At 67.1% G+C, this 17,328-nt stretch carries 19 protein-coding genes; 1 reads left to right on the top strand and 18 read right to left on the bottom strand.

Annotated features, from left to right (window positions below; genetic code table 11):
- Positions 1-33 precede the first annotated feature (33 nt).
- The 18 genes from queC to aspS all read right to left on the bottom strand — a co-directional run bounded on the left by queC (position 34) and on the right by aspS (position 16,399).
- Positions 34-699 (bottom strand): 7-cyano-7-deazaguanine synthase QueC, encoded by a 666-nt coding sequence (gene queC / locus V3B48_RS04285; RefSeq protein ID WP_049422913.1) that lies wholly within the window; start codon positions 697-699, stop codon positions 34-36.
- Between the two features lie 78 nt (positions 700-777).
- Positions 778-1,479 carry a 7-carboxy-7-deazaguanine synthase QueE gene (gene queE / locus V3B48_RS04280; RefSeq protein ID WP_329893259.1) on the bottom strand — a complete coding sequence of 234 codons (702 nt, stop codon included), beginning with the start codon at positions 1,477-1,479 and terminating at the stop codon, positions 778-780.
- Between the two features lie 217 nt (positions 1,480-1,696).
- Positions 1,697-2,515: a tol-pal system protein YbgF gene (ybgF, locus tag V3B48_RS04275; protein WP_010481611.1), complete on the bottom strand. Its 819-nt coding sequence runs from the start codon at positions 2,513-2,515 to the stop codon at positions 1,697-1,699.
- Between the two features lie 3 nt (positions 2,516-2,518).
- Positions 2,519-3,037: a peptidoglycan-associated lipoprotein Pal gene (gene pal, locus V3B48_RS04270; RefSeq protein WP_032128527.1), complete on the bottom strand. Its 519-nt coding sequence runs from the start codon at positions 3,035-3,037 to the stop codon at positions 2,519-2,521.
- 64 nt (positions 3,038-3,101) lie between these two features.
- Positions 3,102-4,421 (bottom strand): Tol-Pal system beta propeller repeat protein TolB, encoded by a 1,320-nt coding sequence (gene tolB, locus V3B48_RS04265; RefSeq protein WP_032128528.1) that lies wholly within the window; start codon positions 4,419-4,421, stop codon positions 3,102-3,104.
- Positions 4,422-4,705: 284 nt separating this feature from the next.
- The gene (gene tolA / locus V3B48_RS04260; RefSeq protein WP_111117711.1) at positions 4,706-5,761 is read right to left on the bottom strand and encodes a cell envelope integrity protein TolA; all 1,056 of its coding nucleotides are present in this window, start codon (positions 5,759-5,761) and stop codon (positions 4,706-4,708) included.
- On the bottom strand, positions 5,751-6,179 hold the full coding sequence (tolR, locus tag V3B48_RS04255) for a protein TolR (RefSeq protein WP_049400778.1): 429 nt from the start codon (positions 6,177-6,179) through the stop codon (positions 5,751-5,753). Before tolR ends, tolA begins: the two co-directional genes overlap by 11 nt.
- A gap of 24 nt (positions 6,180-6,203) precedes the next feature.
- Positions 6,204-6,983: a protein TolQ gene (gene tolQ / locus V3B48_RS04250; RefSeq protein ID WP_006438802.1), complete on the bottom strand. Its 780-nt coding sequence runs from the start codon at positions 6,981-6,983 to the stop codon at positions 6,204-6,206.
- 10 nt (positions 6,984-6,993) lie between these two features.
- Entirely contained in the window at positions 6,994-7,425 is a 432-nt protein-coding gene (ybgC, locus tag V3B48_RS04245) for a tol-pal system-associated acyl-CoA thioesterase (protein WP_071229045.1), read from the bottom strand.
- Positions 7,415-8,455: a Holliday junction branch migration DNA helicase RuvB gene (gene ruvB / locus V3B48_RS04240; RefSeq protein ID WP_010481595.1), complete on the bottom strand. Its 1,041-nt coding sequence runs from the start codon at positions 8,453-8,455 to the stop codon at positions 7,415-7,417. The genes ybgC and ruvB overlap by 11 nt, the downstream gene beginning before the upstream one ends.
- Before the next feature lie 500 nt (positions 8,456-8,955).
- Positions 8,956-10,875, bottom strand: a complete 1,920-nt coding sequence (locus V3B48_RS04235) for a potassium transporter Kup (protein ID WP_032128529.1) — start codon at positions 10,873-10,875, stop codon at positions 8,956-8,958.
- A gap of 49 nt (positions 10,876-10,924) precedes the next feature.
- Positions 10,925-11,518 (bottom strand): Holliday junction branch migration protein RuvA, encoded by a 594-nt coding sequence (gene ruvA, locus V3B48_RS04230; protein ID WP_329893258.1) that lies wholly within the window; start codon positions 11,516-11,518, stop codon positions 10,925-10,927.
- A gap of 13 nt (positions 11,519-11,531) precedes the next feature.
- Positions 11,532-12,053 (bottom strand): crossover junction endodeoxyribonuclease RuvC, encoded by a 522-nt coding sequence (ruvC, locus tag V3B48_RS04225; RefSeq protein ID WP_032128530.1) that lies wholly within the window; start codon positions 12,051-12,053, stop codon positions 11,532-11,534.
- A gap of 105 nt (positions 12,054-12,158) precedes the next feature.
- Complete coding sequence (locus tag V3B48_RS04220) at positions 12,159-12,890, bottom strand: YebC/PmpR family DNA-binding transcriptional regulator (RefSeq protein WP_032128531.1); 732 nt, start codon at positions 12,888-12,890, stop codon at positions 12,159-12,161.
- Positions 12,891-13,052: 162 nt separating this feature from the next.
- Positions 13,053-13,685, bottom strand: a complete 633-nt coding sequence (locus tag V3B48_RS04215) for an alpha/beta fold hydrolase (protein WP_032128532.1) — start codon at positions 13,683-13,685, stop codon at positions 13,053-13,055.
- A gap of 75 nt (positions 13,686-13,760) precedes the next feature.
- Positions 13,761-14,282 (bottom strand): GNAT family N-acetyltransferase, encoded by a 522-nt coding sequence (locus V3B48_RS04210; protein ID WP_032128533.1) that lies wholly within the window; start codon positions 14,280-14,282, stop codon positions 13,761-13,763.
- Positions 14,283-14,313: 31 nt separating this feature from the next.
- Positions 14,314-14,631, bottom strand: a complete 318-nt coding sequence (locus tag V3B48_RS04205) for a hypothetical protein (RefSeq protein ID WP_032128534.1) — start codon at positions 14,629-14,631, stop codon at positions 14,314-14,316.
- Between the two features lie 16 nt (positions 14,632-14,647).
- Positions 14,648-16,399 (bottom strand): aspartate--tRNA ligase, encoded by a 1,752-nt coding sequence (gene aspS, locus V3B48_RS04200; protein ID WP_329893257.1) that lies wholly within the window; start codon positions 16,397-16,399, stop codon positions 14,648-14,650.
- 158 nt (positions 16,400-16,557) lie between these two features.
- Between aspS and V3B48_RS04195 the strand changes: the two genes are divergently transcribed.
- Positions 16,558-17,301 carry a DUF3011 domain-containing protein gene (locus tag V3B48_RS04195; RefSeq protein ID WP_032128536.1) on the top strand — a complete coding sequence of 248 codons (744 nt, stop codon included), beginning with the start codon at positions 16,558-16,560 and terminating at the stop codon, positions 17,299-17,301.
- The last annotated feature ends 27 nt before the right edge of the window (positions 17,302-17,328 follow it).

Below are 17,328 nucleotides of genomic sequence, written 5' to 3'. Positions count from 1 at the left end.
CGGCGGCGCCGGGCCATGCCCGGCACCCGTATTTCAGGCGTACAGCGTCGGGTCGGCTACGCCGGCCTCAGTGAAGCCCTGCGCGCGCAGGCGGCAGGCATCGCAGTGGCCGCAGGCGGCGCCGTTGGCGTCGGCGTTGTAGCAGGACACGGTCAGGCCGAAGTCCACGCCCAGGCGCACGCCTTCGCTGACGATCTGGCCCTTGCTGAGGAACTGCAGCGGTGCGTGCACCTTGATGCCCGCGCCTTCCACGCCCGACTTGGTGGCCAGGTTGGCCAGCGCCTGGAACGCGGCCACGAACTCGGGACGGCAGTCCGGGTAGCCGGAGTAGTCCACGGCGTTGACGCCGCAGAAGATGTCGTTGGCGCCGAGCACTTCGGCCCAGCCCAACGCCAGCGACAGCATGATGGTGTTGCGCGCCGGCACGTAGGTCACTGGAATGCCGGCACCGCCGGCCTCGGGCACGTCGATGTCGTCGGTCAACGCCGAGCCGCCGATGCTGCGCAGGTCCACGTCCACGGTCTTGTGCGCGATAACGCCCTGGGCCTTGGCCACGCGGGCGGCGGCATCCAGTTCGGAGGTGTGGCGCTGGCCGTAGCGCACGCTCAGGGCATGCACGGCGAAGCCCTGTTCCTGGGCCATGGCGATGACGGCGGCTGAATCCATGCCGCCGGAGAGAAGCACGACTGCCTTCTTCATGGGAAAAACATCCGGTTGGGAGGGGAAAGCCAGCACGCTGTCCCGCGCCGGAGCTACATCAGGGAACGTTGCGCCGGCTCATCGGCCCGGCTCGTCGTTCCACAGGATTTTATGCAACTGCATCTGGAAGCGCACTGGCAGCCGGTCTTCGACGATCCAGTCGGCCAGCTGCCGCGCGGTGATCTCACCCTTGCTGGGCGAGAAGAACACCGTGCAGCGCTTCACCAGTTCATGCTCGGCGACCATGGCCTTGGCCCAGTCGTAGTCCTCGCGGTTGCAGATGACGAACTTGACCTGGTCGCGTGCGGTCAGCAACGGCAGGTTGTCCCAGCGGTTGCGCGCCACTTCGGCCGAACCCGGGGTCTTGATGTCGACCACGCGCGATACCCGGGAGTCCACGGCGCTGACGTCCAGCGCACCGGAGGTTTCCAGCGAGACATCCATGCCGGCGTCGCACAGCTTCTGCAGCAGTACCAGGCAGCGCTTCTGTGCCAGCGGCTCGCCACCGGTCACGCAGACGTGGCGCACGCCCTGGGCCAGCACCTCGGCTACGATGTCGTCGATGTCCCACCAGGTGCCGCCATGGAAGGCATAAGCGGTGTCGCAGTACTGGCAACGCAGCGGGCAGCCGGTCAGGCGCACGAACACGGTCGGCCAGCCGGCGGTATCGGCTTCGCCCTGCAGCGAGGTGAAGATCTCGGTGATCTTCAGGCGTGGCAGCGGCGACTGCACGATCTCACTGGGCGTGGCGGCGGCGCTGGACGAGGTAACGGCGGTCATGGCGGGGACTTCTTGGTGGGACACGTGGCGGGTGGGCTACCGTGGCCGGTAACGAAAGCAGCCGAGCATGGCTCGGCTCTACAACAGCGGCCGGTCGGGTGTGGCCCGGCCGGTAACGCGAGCTGCCGGATCCGGGCGGGTTTGCTGAACCGGAAACGAAAGCAGCCGAGCGTGGGCTCGGCTCTACAGGGCACCCATTGTACGCCCGGTCAGCGGATCAGCGGATCTGCTTGCCGAGGCGGATCGACTGCAGGCGGTCCTGCGCGGTGCGCGCGGCGTCCGAGCCAGGGTACTGCGCCACGACGGTCTCCAGCGTCTGCTGGGCCTGGTCGACCTTGCCCTCGCCATACTGCGAGAGGCCGACCTTGAGCAGGCCGCCAGCGGCCTTGTCGTGGGTCGGATAGCGCGAGAGCAGTTCACGGAACTGGGTCTCCGCCATCGGGAAATTGCGGGTGGCGTAGTAGCTCTCGCCCAGCCAGTACAGCGCGTTCGGCGCGTAGACGCCGTTCGGGTACAGCTGCAGGAAGCTCAGGAACAGCTGCGCCGAATCATCGTACTTGCCGGCCTTCAGCGAATCGAAGGCGACGTTGTAGGAGGTGCGCTCGTCGCCGGTGGCGGCAAGGCTGCCGGCATCACCATGGACGGAAGGCGGCCGCTCGGAAGTGGCCGCCGCTGCGGGTTTTGCCGGGGCCGGGGCGGCCTTCGGCGCGCTCGCCGGAACGGGCGGCAGGGCCGGGGCGGCATTGCCCCCTTCCAACCGGTTCAGGCGGCTGTCCAGATCCAGGTACTGGTCCTGGGCGGACTGCTTGAGCTGGGCGTTGTCGTGCTGCAACTGCTCGATCGAGGCCTGCAGGCTGGTGACCTGCTGCCGCAGCTGATTGATCTGGTTCAACAGGTCCTGGTTGGCACTGTTGTTGTACATCTGCTGCTCGATCGCGCCAACGCGGTCGGCCAGGCTCTGTCGCTGTGCATGCGCCGGTGCGGCAGCCACGAGGGCTGCCGCAACGACCAGCATCAGTTTGATGCCAATACGCATGGATTACTGCGCGGTGTAGACGATTTCGACGCGACGGTTCTGCGACCAGCAGGACTCGTTCGACTCGGTGCAGACCGGACGCTCTTCACCGTAGGACACGACGGTCAGCTGCGAAGCCGAGCCACCGTTGGCCTGCAGGGCCGAGTTGACGCCGTTGCCACGACGCTCGCCCAGGGCCTGGTTGTACGCGCGCGAACCGCGCTCGTCGGTGTGGCCCTGCAGGGTGATGCGCGAGGACGGACGGTCACGCAGGTACTTGGCGTGGCACGCCATGATGGCCTGGAATTCCGGCTTCACGTCTTCCTTGTCCAGGTCGAAGTAGACAACGCGCTGGCGCAGGCAAGCGTCGGTGTCCAGGTCGCCCGGGCCGTACAGGCCGGAGGTCGACGGAGCGGTCGGGGTGGTGGTCGAGGTGCCGGTGTCAACCGGGGCTGCCGGCTCTTCCTTCACCTTCTTCGAGCAACCGGCCAGGACGGCCACAGACAGCAGGGAAACAAGCAGAACGCGGGTGGACTTGTTCATGGCGATACCTTTGTGGCTCCTAGGCCGATGAGGGGTTCAAGACAGCGAAAATATTAACACTCTTTTAGCGCTGGGTACGGTATGGGGACCATGCCGGTTCGCGCACATCTCCGTCAGCCAGAACCAACCGCTGGCGCACGCGCGCATCGGCAGAAACGGCGTACAGCACACCACGGCCACCCTCGCGGGCGGCGTACAACACCATGCTTGCGTTGGGCGCAAAGCTCGGAGATTCATCCAGCGAACCCGGGGACAGCGTGCTCCAGCGGGGCGAACCCAGCGAGCTGTCCATCATCGCGATCTTGTAGCTGTTGCCCGAGCCCTGGGCGACGGCGATCTTCTTGCCATCGTAGGACACCGAGGGCTTGGCGTTGTAGTTGCCCTGGAAGGTCACGCGTTCGGCACTGCCGCCGCCCGCACCGACCTTGTACACCTGCGGACGGCCGCCGCGGTCGGAGGTGAAGTACACCGCGCTGCCGTCCGGTGCCCAGGTCGGCTCGGTATCGATGGCGAAGTGGTTGGTCAGCTGGGTCAGCTGCTTGCTGCCCAGGTCCATCACGTAGATTTCCGGGTTACCCGAACGCGACAGGGTCAGGGCCAGCTTGCGGCCGTCCGGCGAGAACGCCGGGGCGCTGTTGATGCCGCGGAAGCTGGTGACCAGCTCACGCGCACCGGTGCCGATGTTCTGGATGTAGATGGCCGAATTGCCACGCTCGAAGCTGACGTAGGCCAGCTTGCTGCCATCCGGGCTCCACGACGGCGACAGCAGCGGCTCGGCCGAACGCACGATGGTCTGCGGGTTGTAGCCATCGGAGTCGGCCACCATCAGCGCGTAGCGCATGGCGTCGCCCTTGCCGCTGGCGGTCACGTAGGCGATGCGGGTCCAGAAGGCGCCACGGACACCGGTGATCTTCTCGTAGATGGCATCGGCCATCTGGTGGGCGACGTCACGCATGGCGTTGCCACGGGCGGTCATCGCCAGGCCCAGCAGGCGCTCGCCCTTCGGTACGTCGAACAGTTCGTACTCGACACGGTAGGCGCCGGCACCAGCGTCGAGCACGCGGCCGACCACGATGTAGTTCTGCTTCAGCGCGCGCCAGGTGGCGAACTGGATGTCGCCGCCCCGCACGGGCTTTTCGACGATCTGTGCTTCCGGCAGCGTGCGGAACTGGCCCGAACGCTCGAGGTCGGCGCGGACCACCCCGGCGACGTCGGTCTGCGGTGCAGCCGCCGAACCCTGGTAGGGCATCGGCACGATGGTGATCGGCAGCGCGGAGGCATTGCCGCCGATGATGTCGATATCCAGCCCCTTCTGCTGCGCGACGGCAGCAAAGGGCAGCAACAGGGCCGCAAACACGGCAAGCCAGCGAGGCATCTTTTTCATGGAGCGCTCAATAGGGGGAAACCGGAACGAGGGATAACAAAGCGGGAGTGAACCGCTTCGCAATCATGAACCAAGGGTACGTGAATTCCGGGTCAGTTCCAGCCCGTCCTCTCACGCACCGTTAACGTCGTGGCTAACATCGCACCGCCTGCCCCGGCCACACCGCCCCGCAGGGTGGTATTCCACAGCAGCCCCCAGCTTGCCCGGCTGAAACCGGGCCCGCCAGAGGCAGGCGCGACATCCGTGGGCGCAGGTGGCCCGATGGCCACCCAGCCCTGCCCGCCTCAGCGATCCTGGGCGGTAAAGGTGAAGTTGAGCGTGCGTGCGAACACAGACTCGAAGCCGCGGTACGGCAGCGGCTGCGCGTTGAGCACGGCGGCCTCGATCGAACGCTTGCCGGCCTCGTCGTACGGGCAGTTCGGGCTGACCTTGGCCTGCATCACCGTGCCCCCCGGAATCTGGGTGATGGTGATCTGGCAACGCTGGCCGAGCGGCACCGTATCCGGGCGCACCCACTGCGACAGCACCTTGGCCTGGATCGCGGCCGCGTACTTGGCCGAAAGATCATCGCTGTTGCCACCGCCACCGGCGGCCGGCTGGGAGGCACCGCTGGAACCGGCAGCGGCACTGCCGGCAGCATTACGCGCGGCTGCCACCTGGCGCAGCTTCTGCTCGGCCAGCTTGGCTTCCTTCTCGGCCTGCTCGCGGCGGGCACGGATCTCGGCGATCTTCTTCTGCTTCTCGGCCTCGGCCTTGTCAGCCGCCACGCGCTCCTGCTCGGCCTGCTTCTTCTTTTCGTCCGCTTCCTGCTGCTTGGCCAGGCGCAGCTTCTGCTCCGCTTCCTCCTGGCGCTTGCGTTCGGTCAGGTCGATCTGTTCCTGGCGGCGCTTGGCTTCCTGTTCCTGCTTGGCCTTCTCCTGCGAGATGGCCAGCGCGCTCACCGCTTCCTGGTCCTTGGTGTCTGGCTGCGCGACACGCTCCTGCGCCTGTTGCTGCTGCGGCGTGGGGGCGTCCTGCGGCCGCGGTTCGGGAATCGGCTGCGGCGGCGGGACGGTGTCTTCAGGCACCGGGATCGGCTCGGCCACCGGCGGCGGCAGGTCCTCCAGCTTCTCCGACTGGCGCAGGGCCTGGCGCGCGGCGGAGGCCTCGGACGCGGACAGCGCCAGGCTGGCCTCGACCGAGGGGTCGCCGGCGGCGGCATCGGTGTTGCGCTCGGGCGACCAGAACCAGGCCACGATGAACACCAGCGCGACCAGCAGGTGCACCAGCAACGCCAGCGCCAGGGGCAGGCCCCAGCCGGGTTCGCGCTGATGCGGGGGTGGCAGGGCGTCAGCGTGCATCGGTGGCCAGGCCTACCTTGTCTACCTTGGCGCGCTTGATCACATCCATTGCAGCAATGACCTTTTCATAGGCCACGGCGCGGTCGGCGGCGACGATCACGCGCACGCCCTTGTCCTGGGCGGCGATGCCGGCCAGACGGCCTTCCAGTTCCTCGGCCGACACGGCGGTCGGGTCCTTGGCGTCGGGCAGCTTCAGGCTGAGCTGGCCGTCCTGGCGCACCGAGACGATCACCGGATCCTGCTTGCTCTCCAGCGCCTTGGCGTTGGACTGCGGCAGGTCGACGTCGAAGCTCAGGGTGAGCAGCGGTGCGGTGACCATGAAGATGATCAGCAGCACCAGCATGACGTCGATGTAGGGAACGACGTTGATTTCCGATTTCAGCTTGCGGCGCTTGCGGCGACCGATGGCAGCGGACATGGCTTGGACTCCCGGGTCAGGCGCTTACTCGTCGCCAGCGCTCTGGCGCTGCAGGATGGAGCTGAACTCTTCGGCGAAGGTCTCGAACCGCACCGACATGCGCTCCACGCGCGTGGTGAAGCGGTTGTAGGCCCACACCGCCGGGATCGCCACGAACAGGCCGATGGCGGTGGCGAACAGTGCCTCGGAGATGCCCGGCGCGACGGCGGCGATGCCGGCCTGCGCACCGCTGCTGATCATGTCGTGCATGGTCACCATGATGCCGAACACGGTACCGACCAGGCCCACGTAAGGCGCGGTCGAGCCGATGTTGGCCAGCAGTTCCAGGTTGCGCTCAAGCTGGTCCACTTCGCGGGTGTAGGTGGTGCGCATGGCACGCTGTGCGCCTTCCAGCTGGGCACGACCGTCCAGGCGGCGCTTGTCGCGCAGGCGGGTGTACTCGCGGAAGCCGGCTTCGAAGATGGCTTCCAGGCCGCCGACATTGCGGCTGCGGTCGGTGGCCGAGCTGTACAGCTTGCCCAGGTCCGCACCGGACCAGAAGCGGTTCTCGAACTCGTCGGCTTCGCGGGTGGCCTGCTTGAACACGCGGGCCTTGCGGAAAATGATCACCCAGCTGACGAACGAGCCGACCAGCAGCAGCAGCACGATGATCTTCACCGGCAGGCTGGCCTTGGCCATCAGTTCGAGGTAGTTGATGCCGCCGCCAGTGGTGGCCTGGGCAAGGGTCTGTGTCGCGGCATTGCTGACGTCGGCCGGCAGTGCCTCGGTGACCGTGGCCTGCAGGGCCAGGAGCGTTGCGATCATCCGTTGTTCCTCAGTGTTCGGATTCGGGGTGGAGGTGGGGTTGCAGCACGGCAAGGACGGCCTCGTCCATGCCACGCGGGCGGAAACTGGCCGCTTCCAGTGCGGCGATGCGGACCTGCGCCGACAGCAGCAGCTCGCCGTCGCGCAGGATCTGCTGGTCGAAGACCATGCTGGCCTTCTTCAGCTGGACCAGACGGGCACTCACCTGCAGGGTGTCATCCAGCCGTGCCGGCTTGATGAAATCCATCTGCATCGAGCGCACCGCGAAGACCATCCCGTGCTCGGCGCGCATGCGCTCCTGGCCGTAGCCCAGCGCACGCATCCATTCGGTCCGGGCCCGTTCCATGAAGGCCACGTAGCGGGCGTGGTAGACCACGCCACCTGCGTCGGTATCTTCCCAGTAAATGCGTGTCGGCCAACTGAATCGGGGCTCAACCGACATCGGGAACCTCCGCGAACAGGTCCTGCGGCGGGTTCTTCGGCTTCAGGCCCATGTGCCGGTAGGCCTTGTGGGTGGCCATGCGGCCACGCGCGGTGCGCACCAGGAAGCCCTGCTGGATCAGGTACGGCTCGACCACGTCTTCCAGCGTGCCGCGCTCTTCAGACAGCGCCGCCGCCAGCGATTCGATGCCGACCGGACCGCCGTCGAAGTAGTCGACCATGGTCTTGAGCAGGCGCCGGTCAAGCTCGTCGAAGCCCTCCGGGTCGACCTTGAGCATCTTCATCGCGGCCTGGGCCACGGCCTCGTCGATGTGGCCGCCGGCCTTCACCTGCGCATAGTCGCGCACGCGGCGCAGCAGGCGGTTGGCGATACGCGGGGTGCCACGCGCGCGGCGTGCGATCTCGCCGGCGCCATCGGCGGTGCAGTCGATGGCCAGGATGGCCGCCGAGCGGCGCACGATGCGGGTCAGCTCCTCGACACTGTAGAACTCCAGGCGCTGGACGATGCCGAAGCGGTCGCGCAACGGCGCGGTCAGAAGGCCAGCACGGGTGGTGGCACCGATCAGGGTGAACGGCGGCAGGTCGATCTTGATCGAGCGGGCAGCGGGGCCCTCGCCGATCATGATGTCGATCTGGAAATCTTCCATCGCCGGGTACAGCACTTCCTCCACCACCGGCGACAGGCGATGGATCTCGTCGATGAACAGCACATCGTGCGGCTGCAGGTTGGTCAGCAGCGCGGCGAGGTCGCCGGCCTTCTCGATCACCGGGCCGGAGGTGACCCGCAGGGCCACGCCCAGTTCGTTGGCGATGACATGGCTGAGGGTGGTCTTGCCCAGGCCGGGCGGCCCGAAGATCAGCACATGGTCGAGCGCGTCGCCGCGCCCCTTGGCCGCCTGGATGTAGATCTCCATCTGCTCGCGCACCGGCACCTGGCCGAGGTAGTCGGCAAGGCGCTTGGGGCGGATGCTGGCGTCGGCGGCGTCATCCTCGCGGGTGGCGCCGGCGCCGATGATGCGGTCGTCGGTCATGTGCTGATTATGCGGCAAAAGCGCGGGTTTCGGCCGGGCTGCGCCCGGCACCCGCAGAGGCAACGGTAACGGCAACATCCAGAGCAACAGCCGAAGCGGGCTTCCTGGGGAATGGCGGGGTGGGTCGGGCGGGGTGCCGCCGCGTGCGGGCCACGCGGCAAGTACGTCCATGTAAGCTCGGTCGCCGCATCCATGCGGCTCACGCCCCCGCAACCGGACCCACCCCGCCTTCGACAGTTTCCTGCGGCCTGTCGGAACGGCGTTCTGCTTTGGTGGGTGCCGACCGTTGGTCGGCACGGGGTCGGATCTGGTAGGTGTCGACCTTGGTCGACACGGTATATCCACGCCATGCGCGGATGGACCTGAGGAGTCGAGTGGTCTCCGCAAGCGGAGCCCCCTTGTTGTTCAAGGGGGCGCGCCGACAGGCGCGGGGATAAGGTGGAATGCGCGCGGGACCCACGGTTTGCGCAGCAAATCGTGGGACGTAGCGCAGGTGGAGATTAAATCTCCACCTGCGCGCCCAGTTCCACCAATCTGTTGCCCGGAATCCGGAAGAACCCGGTCGCCGGAGCGGCGTTCCTGTGCATCAGCGCGAACAGCTTGTCGCGCCAGATCGGCATGCCACGGTTGGCGGTGGCGACGATGGTTTCGCGGCTGGCGAAGAAGGTGGTGTCCATCGGGTCGAAGTAGATGCCGCCGTGGTCGCACGAGCGCATCAGCGCCAGCGGCACGTCCGGGGTCTCCATGAAACCGAAGCGCACGTAGACGCGATAGAACTCGTCGCCCACCGATTCGATCTTCAGCCGCTGCCCTTCCATCGCATAGGGAATGGGCAGGGTTTCCACGTGCAGGAACACGTTGCGCTCGTGCAGCACCTTGTTGTGCTTGAGGTTGTGCATCAGCGCGTGCGGGGCCACGGTCGGGTCGGCGGTGAGGAATACCGCGGTGCCCGGCACGCGTACCGGCGGCGCCAGCATCAGGCCCGGCAGGAAGGTATCCAGGCGGATGCCGTCCTTGCGGATCTCATCGCGCAGCAGCTCGCGGCCACGGCGCCAGGTGCGCATCATGGTGAACAGGAAGATGCCCAGCACCACCGGGAACCAGGCGCCCTGCAGCAGCTTGGCGCCGTTGGCGATGACGAAGCCGAGGTCGATGACGAAGAACACCACACACAGCGGCAGGATCCACTTGCGCGCCTTCGGCCACAGCGAGCGCGCCACCAGGGCCAGCAGCAGGGTGTCGATCAGCATGGTGGCCGACACCGAGATGCCGTAGGCCACGGCCAGGTTGGACGAGCTGCGGAAGGCCAGCACCAGGCCGATCACCATCACCGCGATACCCCAGTTGATTCCCGGGATGTAGATCTGGCCGATGGTGTCGTGCGAGGTGTGCTTGATGCGCATGCGCGGGATGTAGCCCAGCTGCATGGCCTGGCGCGAGACCGAGAACGCGCCGGTGATGACCGACTGCGAGGCAATCACCGCGGCCATGGTGGCCAGGATGATCATCGGATACAGCGCCCACGACGGCACCGCTTCGAAGAACGGATTTTTCACCGCCTCGGGGTGGTTGAGCACCAGCGCACCCTGCCCCAGGTAGTTCAGCACCAGGCACGGCAGCACGAAGAAGTACCAGGCGTGGCGGATCGGCTTGGCACCGAAGTGGCCCATGTCGGCGTACAGCGCCTCACCGCCGGTCACTGCCAGCACCACCGCGCCGAGAATGAAGATGCTGTGCCAGCCATGCTCCATGAAGAAGCGGATTGCCCACCACGGGTTGAACGCCTTCAGCACTTCCGGTGCATCGACGATGTTGTAGATGCCGATCGCCGCCAGCGAAATGAACCAGATCGAGGTGATCGGCCCGAACAGCTTGCCGATCTTCGCGGTGCCGAAGCGCTGTACCGCGAACACCGCCAGCAGTACCACCACGGTGATCGGAACGATGAAGGCGTGCAGTCCTGGCGCGGCAACTTCCAGGCCTTCCACCGCACCCAGCACCGATATCGCTGGGGTGATCACGCCATCGCCGAAGAACAGCGAGGCACCGAAGATGCCGAGGATGCCGACCACATAGGCCGAGCGCGACCCGTTGCGCAGCGTGCGCTGGGTCAGCGCCATCAGCGCCATGATGCCGCCCTCGCCGTCGTTGTCGGCGCGCATGATGATGGTCACGTACTTCAGCGTGACCACGATGTTCAGCGCCCAGAACGCCAGCGACAGCACGCCCAGCACGGTGTCATGGTCGCTGTTGAGCCCGTAGTGCGGCGAGAACGCCTCCTTCAGGGTGTACAGCGGGCTGGTGCCGATATCGCCGAAGACCACGCCGATCGCACCGATGATCAGCGCCAGGCCTCCGGCTGGAGGAGCGTGACCGTGGCCGCCGGGGGCAGCTGCGTGCGGGGTTTGACTGCTGGACATGGGACTCCTGGCGGGGCTCAGGCGGTTCGTTGGAGGAAAGGAAAGCGGGTCAGCGCAGCGCCGACTGCAGCGCCTTGCGGATCACGGTGGCCACTTCATCACCTTCATTGAAGGCATCGCGGGCCATGCGCGCCGCTTCGGCCGGCTTGTAGCCCAGCTGCTGCAGGGCCACGGTGGCATCGGACAGCGGATCGGCCGGGGCCGGGCCGCTGCCGGTCGGCAGCGCGCCGCCGGCACCGAACTGCGCCGCGCGGTCACGCAGCTCCAGCACCATGCGCTCGGCGGTCTTCTTGCCGATGCCCGGAATGCGGGTCAGCGCGGTGATGTCACCGGCCTGGACCATGCGCGCGAATTCCTCGACGGTGACGCCGGACAGCACGGCCAGCGCGATCTTCGCGCCGATGCCACTGACCTTCTGCACGTCGCGGAACAGGCGCCGCTCACCTTCGCGCAGGAAGCCGTACAGCGAGACGCTGTCTTCCTTCTGCGAGTAATGGGTGTACAGGGTGACCTCGCGGCCGATCTCGGGCAGGTCGTAGAAGGTGCTCATCGGCGCCTCCAGCTCGTAGCCCACTCCGTTCACGTCCACCACCAGCCACGGCGGCGCCTTGTAGGCGACGATGCCGCGCAGTCGACCGATCATTGCGTGCAGCTCCTCATTTGCGGCCCCACGCCTGGCGGGCACTGAGCCCCAGGCGGTTGGCCGTTGCCCTTACGTGGGCATGGGTGATCGCCACTGCCAACGCGTCGGCCGCGTCGGCCTGCAGCTTGGTTTTCAGGTTGAGCATGAGCCCGACCATGTGTTGAACCTGTTGCTTTTCGGCGCCACCGCGCCCGACCACCGCCAACTTGATCTCGCTGGCGGCGTATTCGTGCACCGGCAGGTCACGCAGCACCACGGCGGAAATGGCCGCGCCACGGGCCTGGCCCAGCTTCAGCGCCGAATCGGGGTTGCGGGCCATGAACACGCGTTCGATGGCCACTTCCTGCGGCTGGTACTCGCGGCACAGGTCAGCCAGGCCCAGCACCAGCAGCTTCATGCGCTGCGGGAAATCGTCGGCGCCGAGCAGCACCAGCGGCTGGTGGTGCACGTGGCTGACGCGGCCGGTGGCGTCGACATCGATGATGCCGACCCCGGTCCGCTGCGAACCGGGGTCGATGCCGAGGATGCGGGTCATGCTGCACTCCTGGCGGGGCGGAACGGGAGGCGCTGGCAGGCGTATGGGCTCATGACTGTCCGCGGTGACCGTTCAACGGCCCGCGCCCAGGCCGTCAAGGACGGCTCAGGCGTAGGCGTCGGCGCCGAGTTCGGCGTTGGAGTACACGTCCTGCACGTCGTCCAGGTCTTCAAGCATGTCCAGCAGCTTCTTGACCTGCAGGGCAACCTCGCCCTCGACCTTGATGTCGTTGTCCGCGCGGAAGGTGATTTCGGCGTGGTCGGCGACATGGCCAGCGGCGGCCATCGCATCCTTGACCGCGTTGAACGCGTCAGGGCTGGTGACCACGTCGATCGAGCCGTCGTCCGGGTAGACCACGATGTCATCGGCGCCGGCCTCGATGGCCGCTTCGGTGATGGCTTCCTCGTCAGCACCCGGGGCGAAGCTGAGCACGCCCAGGCGCTTGAACATGAAGGCGACCGAGCCTTCGGTGCCCATGTTGCCGCCGCACTTGCTGAACGCATGGCGGACATCGGCCACCGTGCGCACGCGGTTGTCGGTCAGGCAGTCGACGATCACGGCCACGCCACCCGGGGCGTAGCCCTCGTAGCGGATTTCCTCGTAATCGACGCCTTCCAGTTCACCGGTAGCCTTCTTGATGGCGCGCTCGATCACGTCCTTGGACATGTTCACGGCCAGGCCCTTGTCCACGGCCACGCGCAGGCGCGGATTGTTGTTGGGGTCGCCTCCACCGCCGCGCGCGGCAACGCCGATCTCGCGGATGATCTTGGTGAAAATCTTGCCGCGCTTCGCGTCGGACGCGTTCTTGCGGGCTTCGATGGAGGGGCCTCTACCCATGGGTGCTACCGTCTGGCTGCTTCAGGATCAAGGCGCGGATTCTACCTGATCGGGGGCGGCAACCGTGTCTAGGGCGGAGGGATGCCGCCAGGTCATGCCCGGCGGAGAGCGTGCGAACCAACGGTTCGCACCCACCGAGGCAGGCCGGTCGCACCTACTCAATCATGCAGCGGCGGCGTCGCGGCTGTGATCGAACTGGCCGTGGCGCAGGAAATGCGCGGTCTGCCGCGCGGCATCGGGCGATACCACCAGGCCACTGTGGCTGGTGCGCACCACGCAATGGTCGGCCAGGCCCGGCAGGCGTGTCTCGGCCAGGGCCACGGTACCGTCGGAGGCATCGTCGATGGCGCCCAGCAGGCTGCCCAGGCCGTGCGGCACCGAACCGGCGATCAGGCCAACCTCGGCCCTGCCCTGCCAGTCCGGCAGGCCATCGAGCAGCAGATCGCTGCTGCGCCCCAACGCCAGGCCCCAACCGTGCTCGGACAGCGAACGCGCAGTGCCACTGCCGCGCAGCGGCGAGCCCAGGCAGACCACGCGCTGCACGTCCAGCTGCGGCTGGCGGCGCAAGGCCTCCAGCGCCAGCAATCCCCCCAGGCTGTGGCCGACCAGCGACAACGGGCCGGCATCGGCCAGCCGCTCCAGCAGCTGCGGCACGGCCACGTCGGGGCCACCGAACACCGAGGAGTAACCGAACGCGTGCACCTGGAAACCACGCGCGCGCAGGCGCCAGGCCAGCGGCCCGACCCAGGCACGGGCATTCCAGATGCCATGCAGCAGCAATACGGGGGGAGTCATGCAAACAGCCTGGCGGTCAGCGGGGCGGAAACGTACGGTGATTGAACACGCGCGCGCAGCAAGCGGCGGTGAACGTCAGGTCGCGCGCGGTGCGCGGCGCAGGATGAACTCGAGGTCCTGGGTGTCACCGACCGGGAACAGGTACTCGCCGGCCTTCTCGAATCCATAGCGGGCGTAGAAACGCTGTGCGCCGAAGTTCTCCGACCACACGCCCAGCCACAGCGTGCGCGGGCCTTCGTGTTCCAGCCAGGCCAGCGCGGTTTCCAGCAGGCGGCTGCCCCAGCCGCAGCTCTGCTGCGTCTTGATCAGGTACAGGCGCTTGAGTTCGCCGTCACCGGGCTTCACGTCCGGGTGCGGCAAGCCACAGGGGCCGGCGGCGGCATGGCCGACCGCCTCCCCATCCAGCTCCAGCAGCCACACCGCGTAATCCGGGTGGGCCAGGATCACGCGCTGGCGCTCGACCGTGTAGGCCTCCTCGAGGAAGGCCTGCAGGTCCTGCGGCGGATACAGATGGCCGAAGGTTTCGGTGAACGTGCGGGCAGCCAGCGCCGACAGGGTCGGCGCGTCGTCCACGGTGGCGCGGCGGATCGAATACATGCAGGAAGTTGACGTCAGGGCGAAGCGCGGGTCAAGCCTTTTCAGGCGATTCCGCTTCTTCTTCCTCGTCCTCTTCCTCGTACTCCTCTTCGTCCTCGTCCTCTTCTTCGCCTTCCTCGTCCTCGTCGTACTCTTCCTCTTCGTCGTCCTCGTAATCCTCGACGCCGAAGTCTTCACCGTCCCAACGGCCTTCGCCGTCGGCGACGAAGGTCAGGGCCATCGCCGCCGGGTTGGTTCCGACGCGAACCAGCCAACCACCGAACACGCGCGCACGCTCGGTGACCAGGGTGGCCTCGGAGCCTTCATTGCCCAGCTTTTCCCACTCCAGCGAAAACGCAAACTCGGTCATTGCCTGGATCTCCTGATCAGTTGGTCTTGGGGCGAACCTGGATGTGCACTTCGGCCAGCTGCGCGTCGACGATCGGCGACGGCGCGTCGGTCATCAGATCCTGTGCACCGGTGGTCTTCGGGAACGGGATGACGTCGCGGATCGACTCGGTGCCGGCCATCAGCGCGGCGATGCGGTCGATGCCGAAGGCGATGCCACCGTGCGGCGGCGCGCCGTAGTTCAGCGCGTCGAGCAGGAAGCCGAACTTGGCGCGGGCTTCCTCGGCGCCGATGCCGAGCAGTTCGAACACCGCGCTCTGCATGTCCGGACGATGGATACGGATCGAACCGCCGCCGATTTCATTGCCGTTGAGCACCATGTCGTAACCGCGCGAAACGGCGGTACGGGCATTGGCGCGCAGGTCGGCGATGTCGTCCACAGCCGGTGCGGTGAAGGGGTGATGCAGGGCGACGTAGCGCTGTTCTTCCTCGTCCCACTCGAACATCGGGAAGTCGGTGACCCACAGCGGTGCCCAGCCGTCGGCGACCAGGCCGAAGTCCTTGCCGGCCTTCAGGCGCAGCGCGCCCATGAAGTCGGAGACCTTGTTGTAGCCACCGGCGCCGAAGAACACGATGTCACCGTTGCCGGCGCCGACATGGGCGACCAGCGCGGCGAAGGATTCCTCGCTGAAGAACTTCTGGATCGGCGAGCTGACTTCGCCGTTGTCGGCGATCTTGATGTAGGCCAGGCCCTTGGCGCCGTACTTGGCGGCATGCGCTGCGTATTCGTCGATCTGCTTGCGGCTGAGCGCTGCACCGCCCGGGATGCGCAGCGCGGCGACGCGGCCTTCGGCGTCATTGGCCGGGCCGGTGAACACGGCGAACTCGCTGTCCTTGACCAGCTCGGCCACGTCGACCAGCTCCAGCGCGATGCGCAGGTCCGGCTTGTCCGAGCCGTAGCGACGCATTGCCTCGGCCCAGGTCATGCGCTGGAAGCTGGCATCCAGCTGGACGTCGACCACTTCCTTGAAGATGGCGCGGATCATGTCCTCGACGAAATCCTGCACGTCGCGCTCGCGGACGAAGGCGAATTCCATGTCCAGCTGGGTGAATTCCAGCTGGCGGTCGGCACGCAGGGCCTCGTCGCGGAAGCAGCGCGCGATCTGGTAGTAGCGGTCGAAGCCGGCCACCATCAGGATCTGCTTGAACAGCTGCGGGCTCTGCGGCAGGGCGTAGAACTCGCCCGGGTGCATGCGCGCCGGCACCAGGAAGTCGCGCGCGCCTTCCGGGGTGGCCTTGGTCAGGATCGGGGTCTCGATGTCCTGGAAGCCCTTTTCGTCCAGATGGCGGCGCAGGGCCTGCACCAGCTTGATGCGGGTGCGCTGCATGCGCTGCATTTCCGGGCGGCGCAGGTCCAGGTAGCGGTACTTCAGGCGGGTTTCCTCGCCCGGATTCTCGTGGGCGTGGAACGGCAGCGGCGCGGCCTTGTTCAGAACGGTGATGGCGGTGGCGATCACTTCCACCTTGCCGGTGCGCATCTTGTCGTTCACCGCGTGGCGGGCACGCACCACGCCTTCCACCTGCAGCACGTCCTCGTAGCCCAGCGACGCGGCCACGGCGAACACGTCGGCGTTGTCGACTTCCACGGTCACCTGCACGATGCCTTCATGATCTCGAAGATCGATGAAGCAGACGCCGCCCTGGTTACGGGCCACGTCGGTCCAGCCGGCGAGGGTGACAGTCTGGCCAATCAGGGTCTCATCGACCAGGCCGCAGAAGTGGGTACGCATGGGGGGAAGCTCCGCTGGAGAACGCCGGCACCGGATGGGGGCCGGAAAGCCTCGTATTCTGCGGCCGAGGCCCCGGCCGGGGCAAATCCGGCCAGTCACACCGGCTTGATCGCCCCCCTCCCTATAGTCGGGCACCTGCCACCGTATGGGATGCCGCCATGAAACCGCTGTCCCTGGCCAGCCTGGCCGTAACCCTCAGCCTGGGTGCCGCGGGCACCCTTGCCCTGCCCGCCCCTTCCGCGCATGCGCAGAGCGGCGTGGTCCGCTGCGAAAGCCAGAACAACCGCGAACGGGTCTGCAACACCGGCTGGCGCAATGCGCAGCTGGTGCGCCAGCTGTCCGGCTCGGACTGCGATGAAGGACGCACCTGGGGCAGCCGTAACGGCAGCATCTGGGTCACCAACGGTTGCCGCGCCGAATTCGTCGAGGCCCGCGGTGGCTGGGGCGGCGGCAATGGCGGTGGCTGGGGCGGCAACAACGGCCGGCCTGGCGAGACCATCCGCTGCGAGAGCCAGAACAACCGTGAGCGCAGCTGCCCGGTCGGCTGGCGCAATGCCCGCCTGGTCCGCCAGCTGTCCGGCAGCCCCTGCAACGAAGGGCGTACCTGGGGCGTGCGCAACGGCGCGGTCTGGGTCAGTGGCGGCTGCCGTGCCGAATTCGCCGAAGCCCGCGGCTGGGGCGGTGGTGGCGGTGGCTGGGGCGGCGGCAACAGCAATTACTCGGTTACCTGCAGCAGCAACAACAACCGCTCGCAGACCTGCGACTGGGATGAGCGCCAGGGCCGCCCGGTGCTGCAGCAGCAGCTGTCCGGCAGTGCCTGCCAGGAAGGCCGCAGCTGGGGCTACTCACGTGGCCAGGTGTGGGTGAGCAACGGCTGCCGCGCGCGTTTCGGTACGCGGTAAGTACACAGTCGGATCCCTGGCCGACGG

Origin of the sequence: Stenotrophomonas sp. SMYL20, assembly GCF_036320045.1 — a bacterium.
Lineage (GTDB): Bacteria > Pseudomonadota > Gammaproteobacteria > Xanthomonadales > Xanthomonadaceae > Stenotrophomonas > Stenotrophomonas maltophilia_A.
Note: the sequence above shows the minus strand (reverse complement) of the source record. Positions and strands in the feature narration are given on the sequence as shown.

Bases quoted from the DNA above. Each gene is read 5' to 3' on its own strand.
- tolB (WP_032128528.1), bottom strand. From the start codon at position 4,421: ATGAAAAAGATGCCTCGCTGGCTTGCCGTGTTTGCGGCCCTGTTGCTG.
- ruvC (WP_032128530.1), bottom strand. From the start codon at position 12,053: ATGACCCGCATCCTCGGCATCGACCCCGGTTCGCAGCGGACCGGGGTC.
- ybgC (WP_071229045.1), bottom strand. From the start codon at position 7,425: ATGTCGGTTGAGCCCCGATTCAGTTGGCCGACACGCATTTACTGGGAA.
- V3B48_RS04235 (WP_032128529.1), bottom strand. From the start codon at position 10,875: ATGTCCAGCAGTCAAACCCCGCACGCAGCTGCCCCCGGCGGCCACGGT.
- ruvA (WP_329893258.1), bottom strand. From the start codon at position 11,518: ATGATCGGTCGACTGCGCGGCATCGTCGCCTACAAGGCGCCGCCGTGG.
- V3B48_RS04195 (WP_032128536.1), top strand. From the start codon at position 16,558: ATGAAACCGCTGTCCCTGGCCAGCCTGGCCGTAACCCTCAGCCTGGGT.
- ybgF (WP_010481611.1), bottom strand. From the start codon at position 2,515: ATGCGTATTGGCATCAAACTGATGCTGGTCGTTGCGGCAGCCCTCGTG.
- queE (WP_329893259.1), bottom strand. From the start codon at position 1,479: ATGACCGCCGTTACCTCGTCCAGCGCCGCCGCCACGCCCAGTGAGATC.
- ruvB (WP_010481595.1), bottom strand. From the start codon at position 8,455: ATGACCGACGACCGCATCATCGGCGCCGGCGCCACCCGCGAGGATGAC.
- queC (WP_049422913.1), bottom strand. From the start codon at position 699: ATGAAGAAGGCAGTCGTGCTTCTCTCCGGCGGCATGGATTCAGCCGCC.
- V3B48_RS04220 (WP_032128531.1), bottom strand. From the start codon at position 12,890: ATGGGTAGAGGCCCCTCCATCGAAGCCCGCAAGAACGCGTCCGACGCG.
- V3B48_RS04210 (WP_032128533.1), bottom strand. From the start codon at position 14,282: ATGTATTCGATCCGCCGCGCCACCGTGGACGACGCGCCGACCCTGTCG.
- V3B48_RS04215 (WP_032128532.1), bottom strand. From the start codon at position 13,685: ATGACTCCCCCCGTATTGCTGCTGCATGGCATCTGGAATGCCCGTGCC.
- V3B48_RS04205 (WP_032128534.1), bottom strand. From the start codon at position 14,631: ATGACCGAGTTTGCGTTTTCGCTGGAGTGGGAAAAGCTGGGCAATGAA.
- tolA (WP_111117711.1), bottom strand. From the start codon at position 5,761: ATGCACGCTGACGCCCTGCCACCCCCGCATCAGCGCGAACCCGGCTGG.
- tolQ (WP_006438802.1), bottom strand. From the start codon at position 6,983: ATGATCGCAACGCTCCTGGCCCTGCAGGCCACGGTCACCGAGGCACTG.
- tolR (WP_049400778.1), bottom strand. From the start codon at position 6,179: ATGTCCGCTGCCATCGGTCGCCGCAAGCGCCGCAAGCTGAAATCGGAA.
- pal (WP_032128527.1), bottom strand. From the start codon at position 3,037: ATGAACAAGTCCACCCGCGTTCTGCTTGTTTCCCTGCTGTCTGTGGCC.
- aspS (WP_329893257.1), bottom strand. From the start codon at position 16,399: ATGCGTACCCACTTCTGCGGCCTGGTCGATGAGACCCTGATTGGCCAG.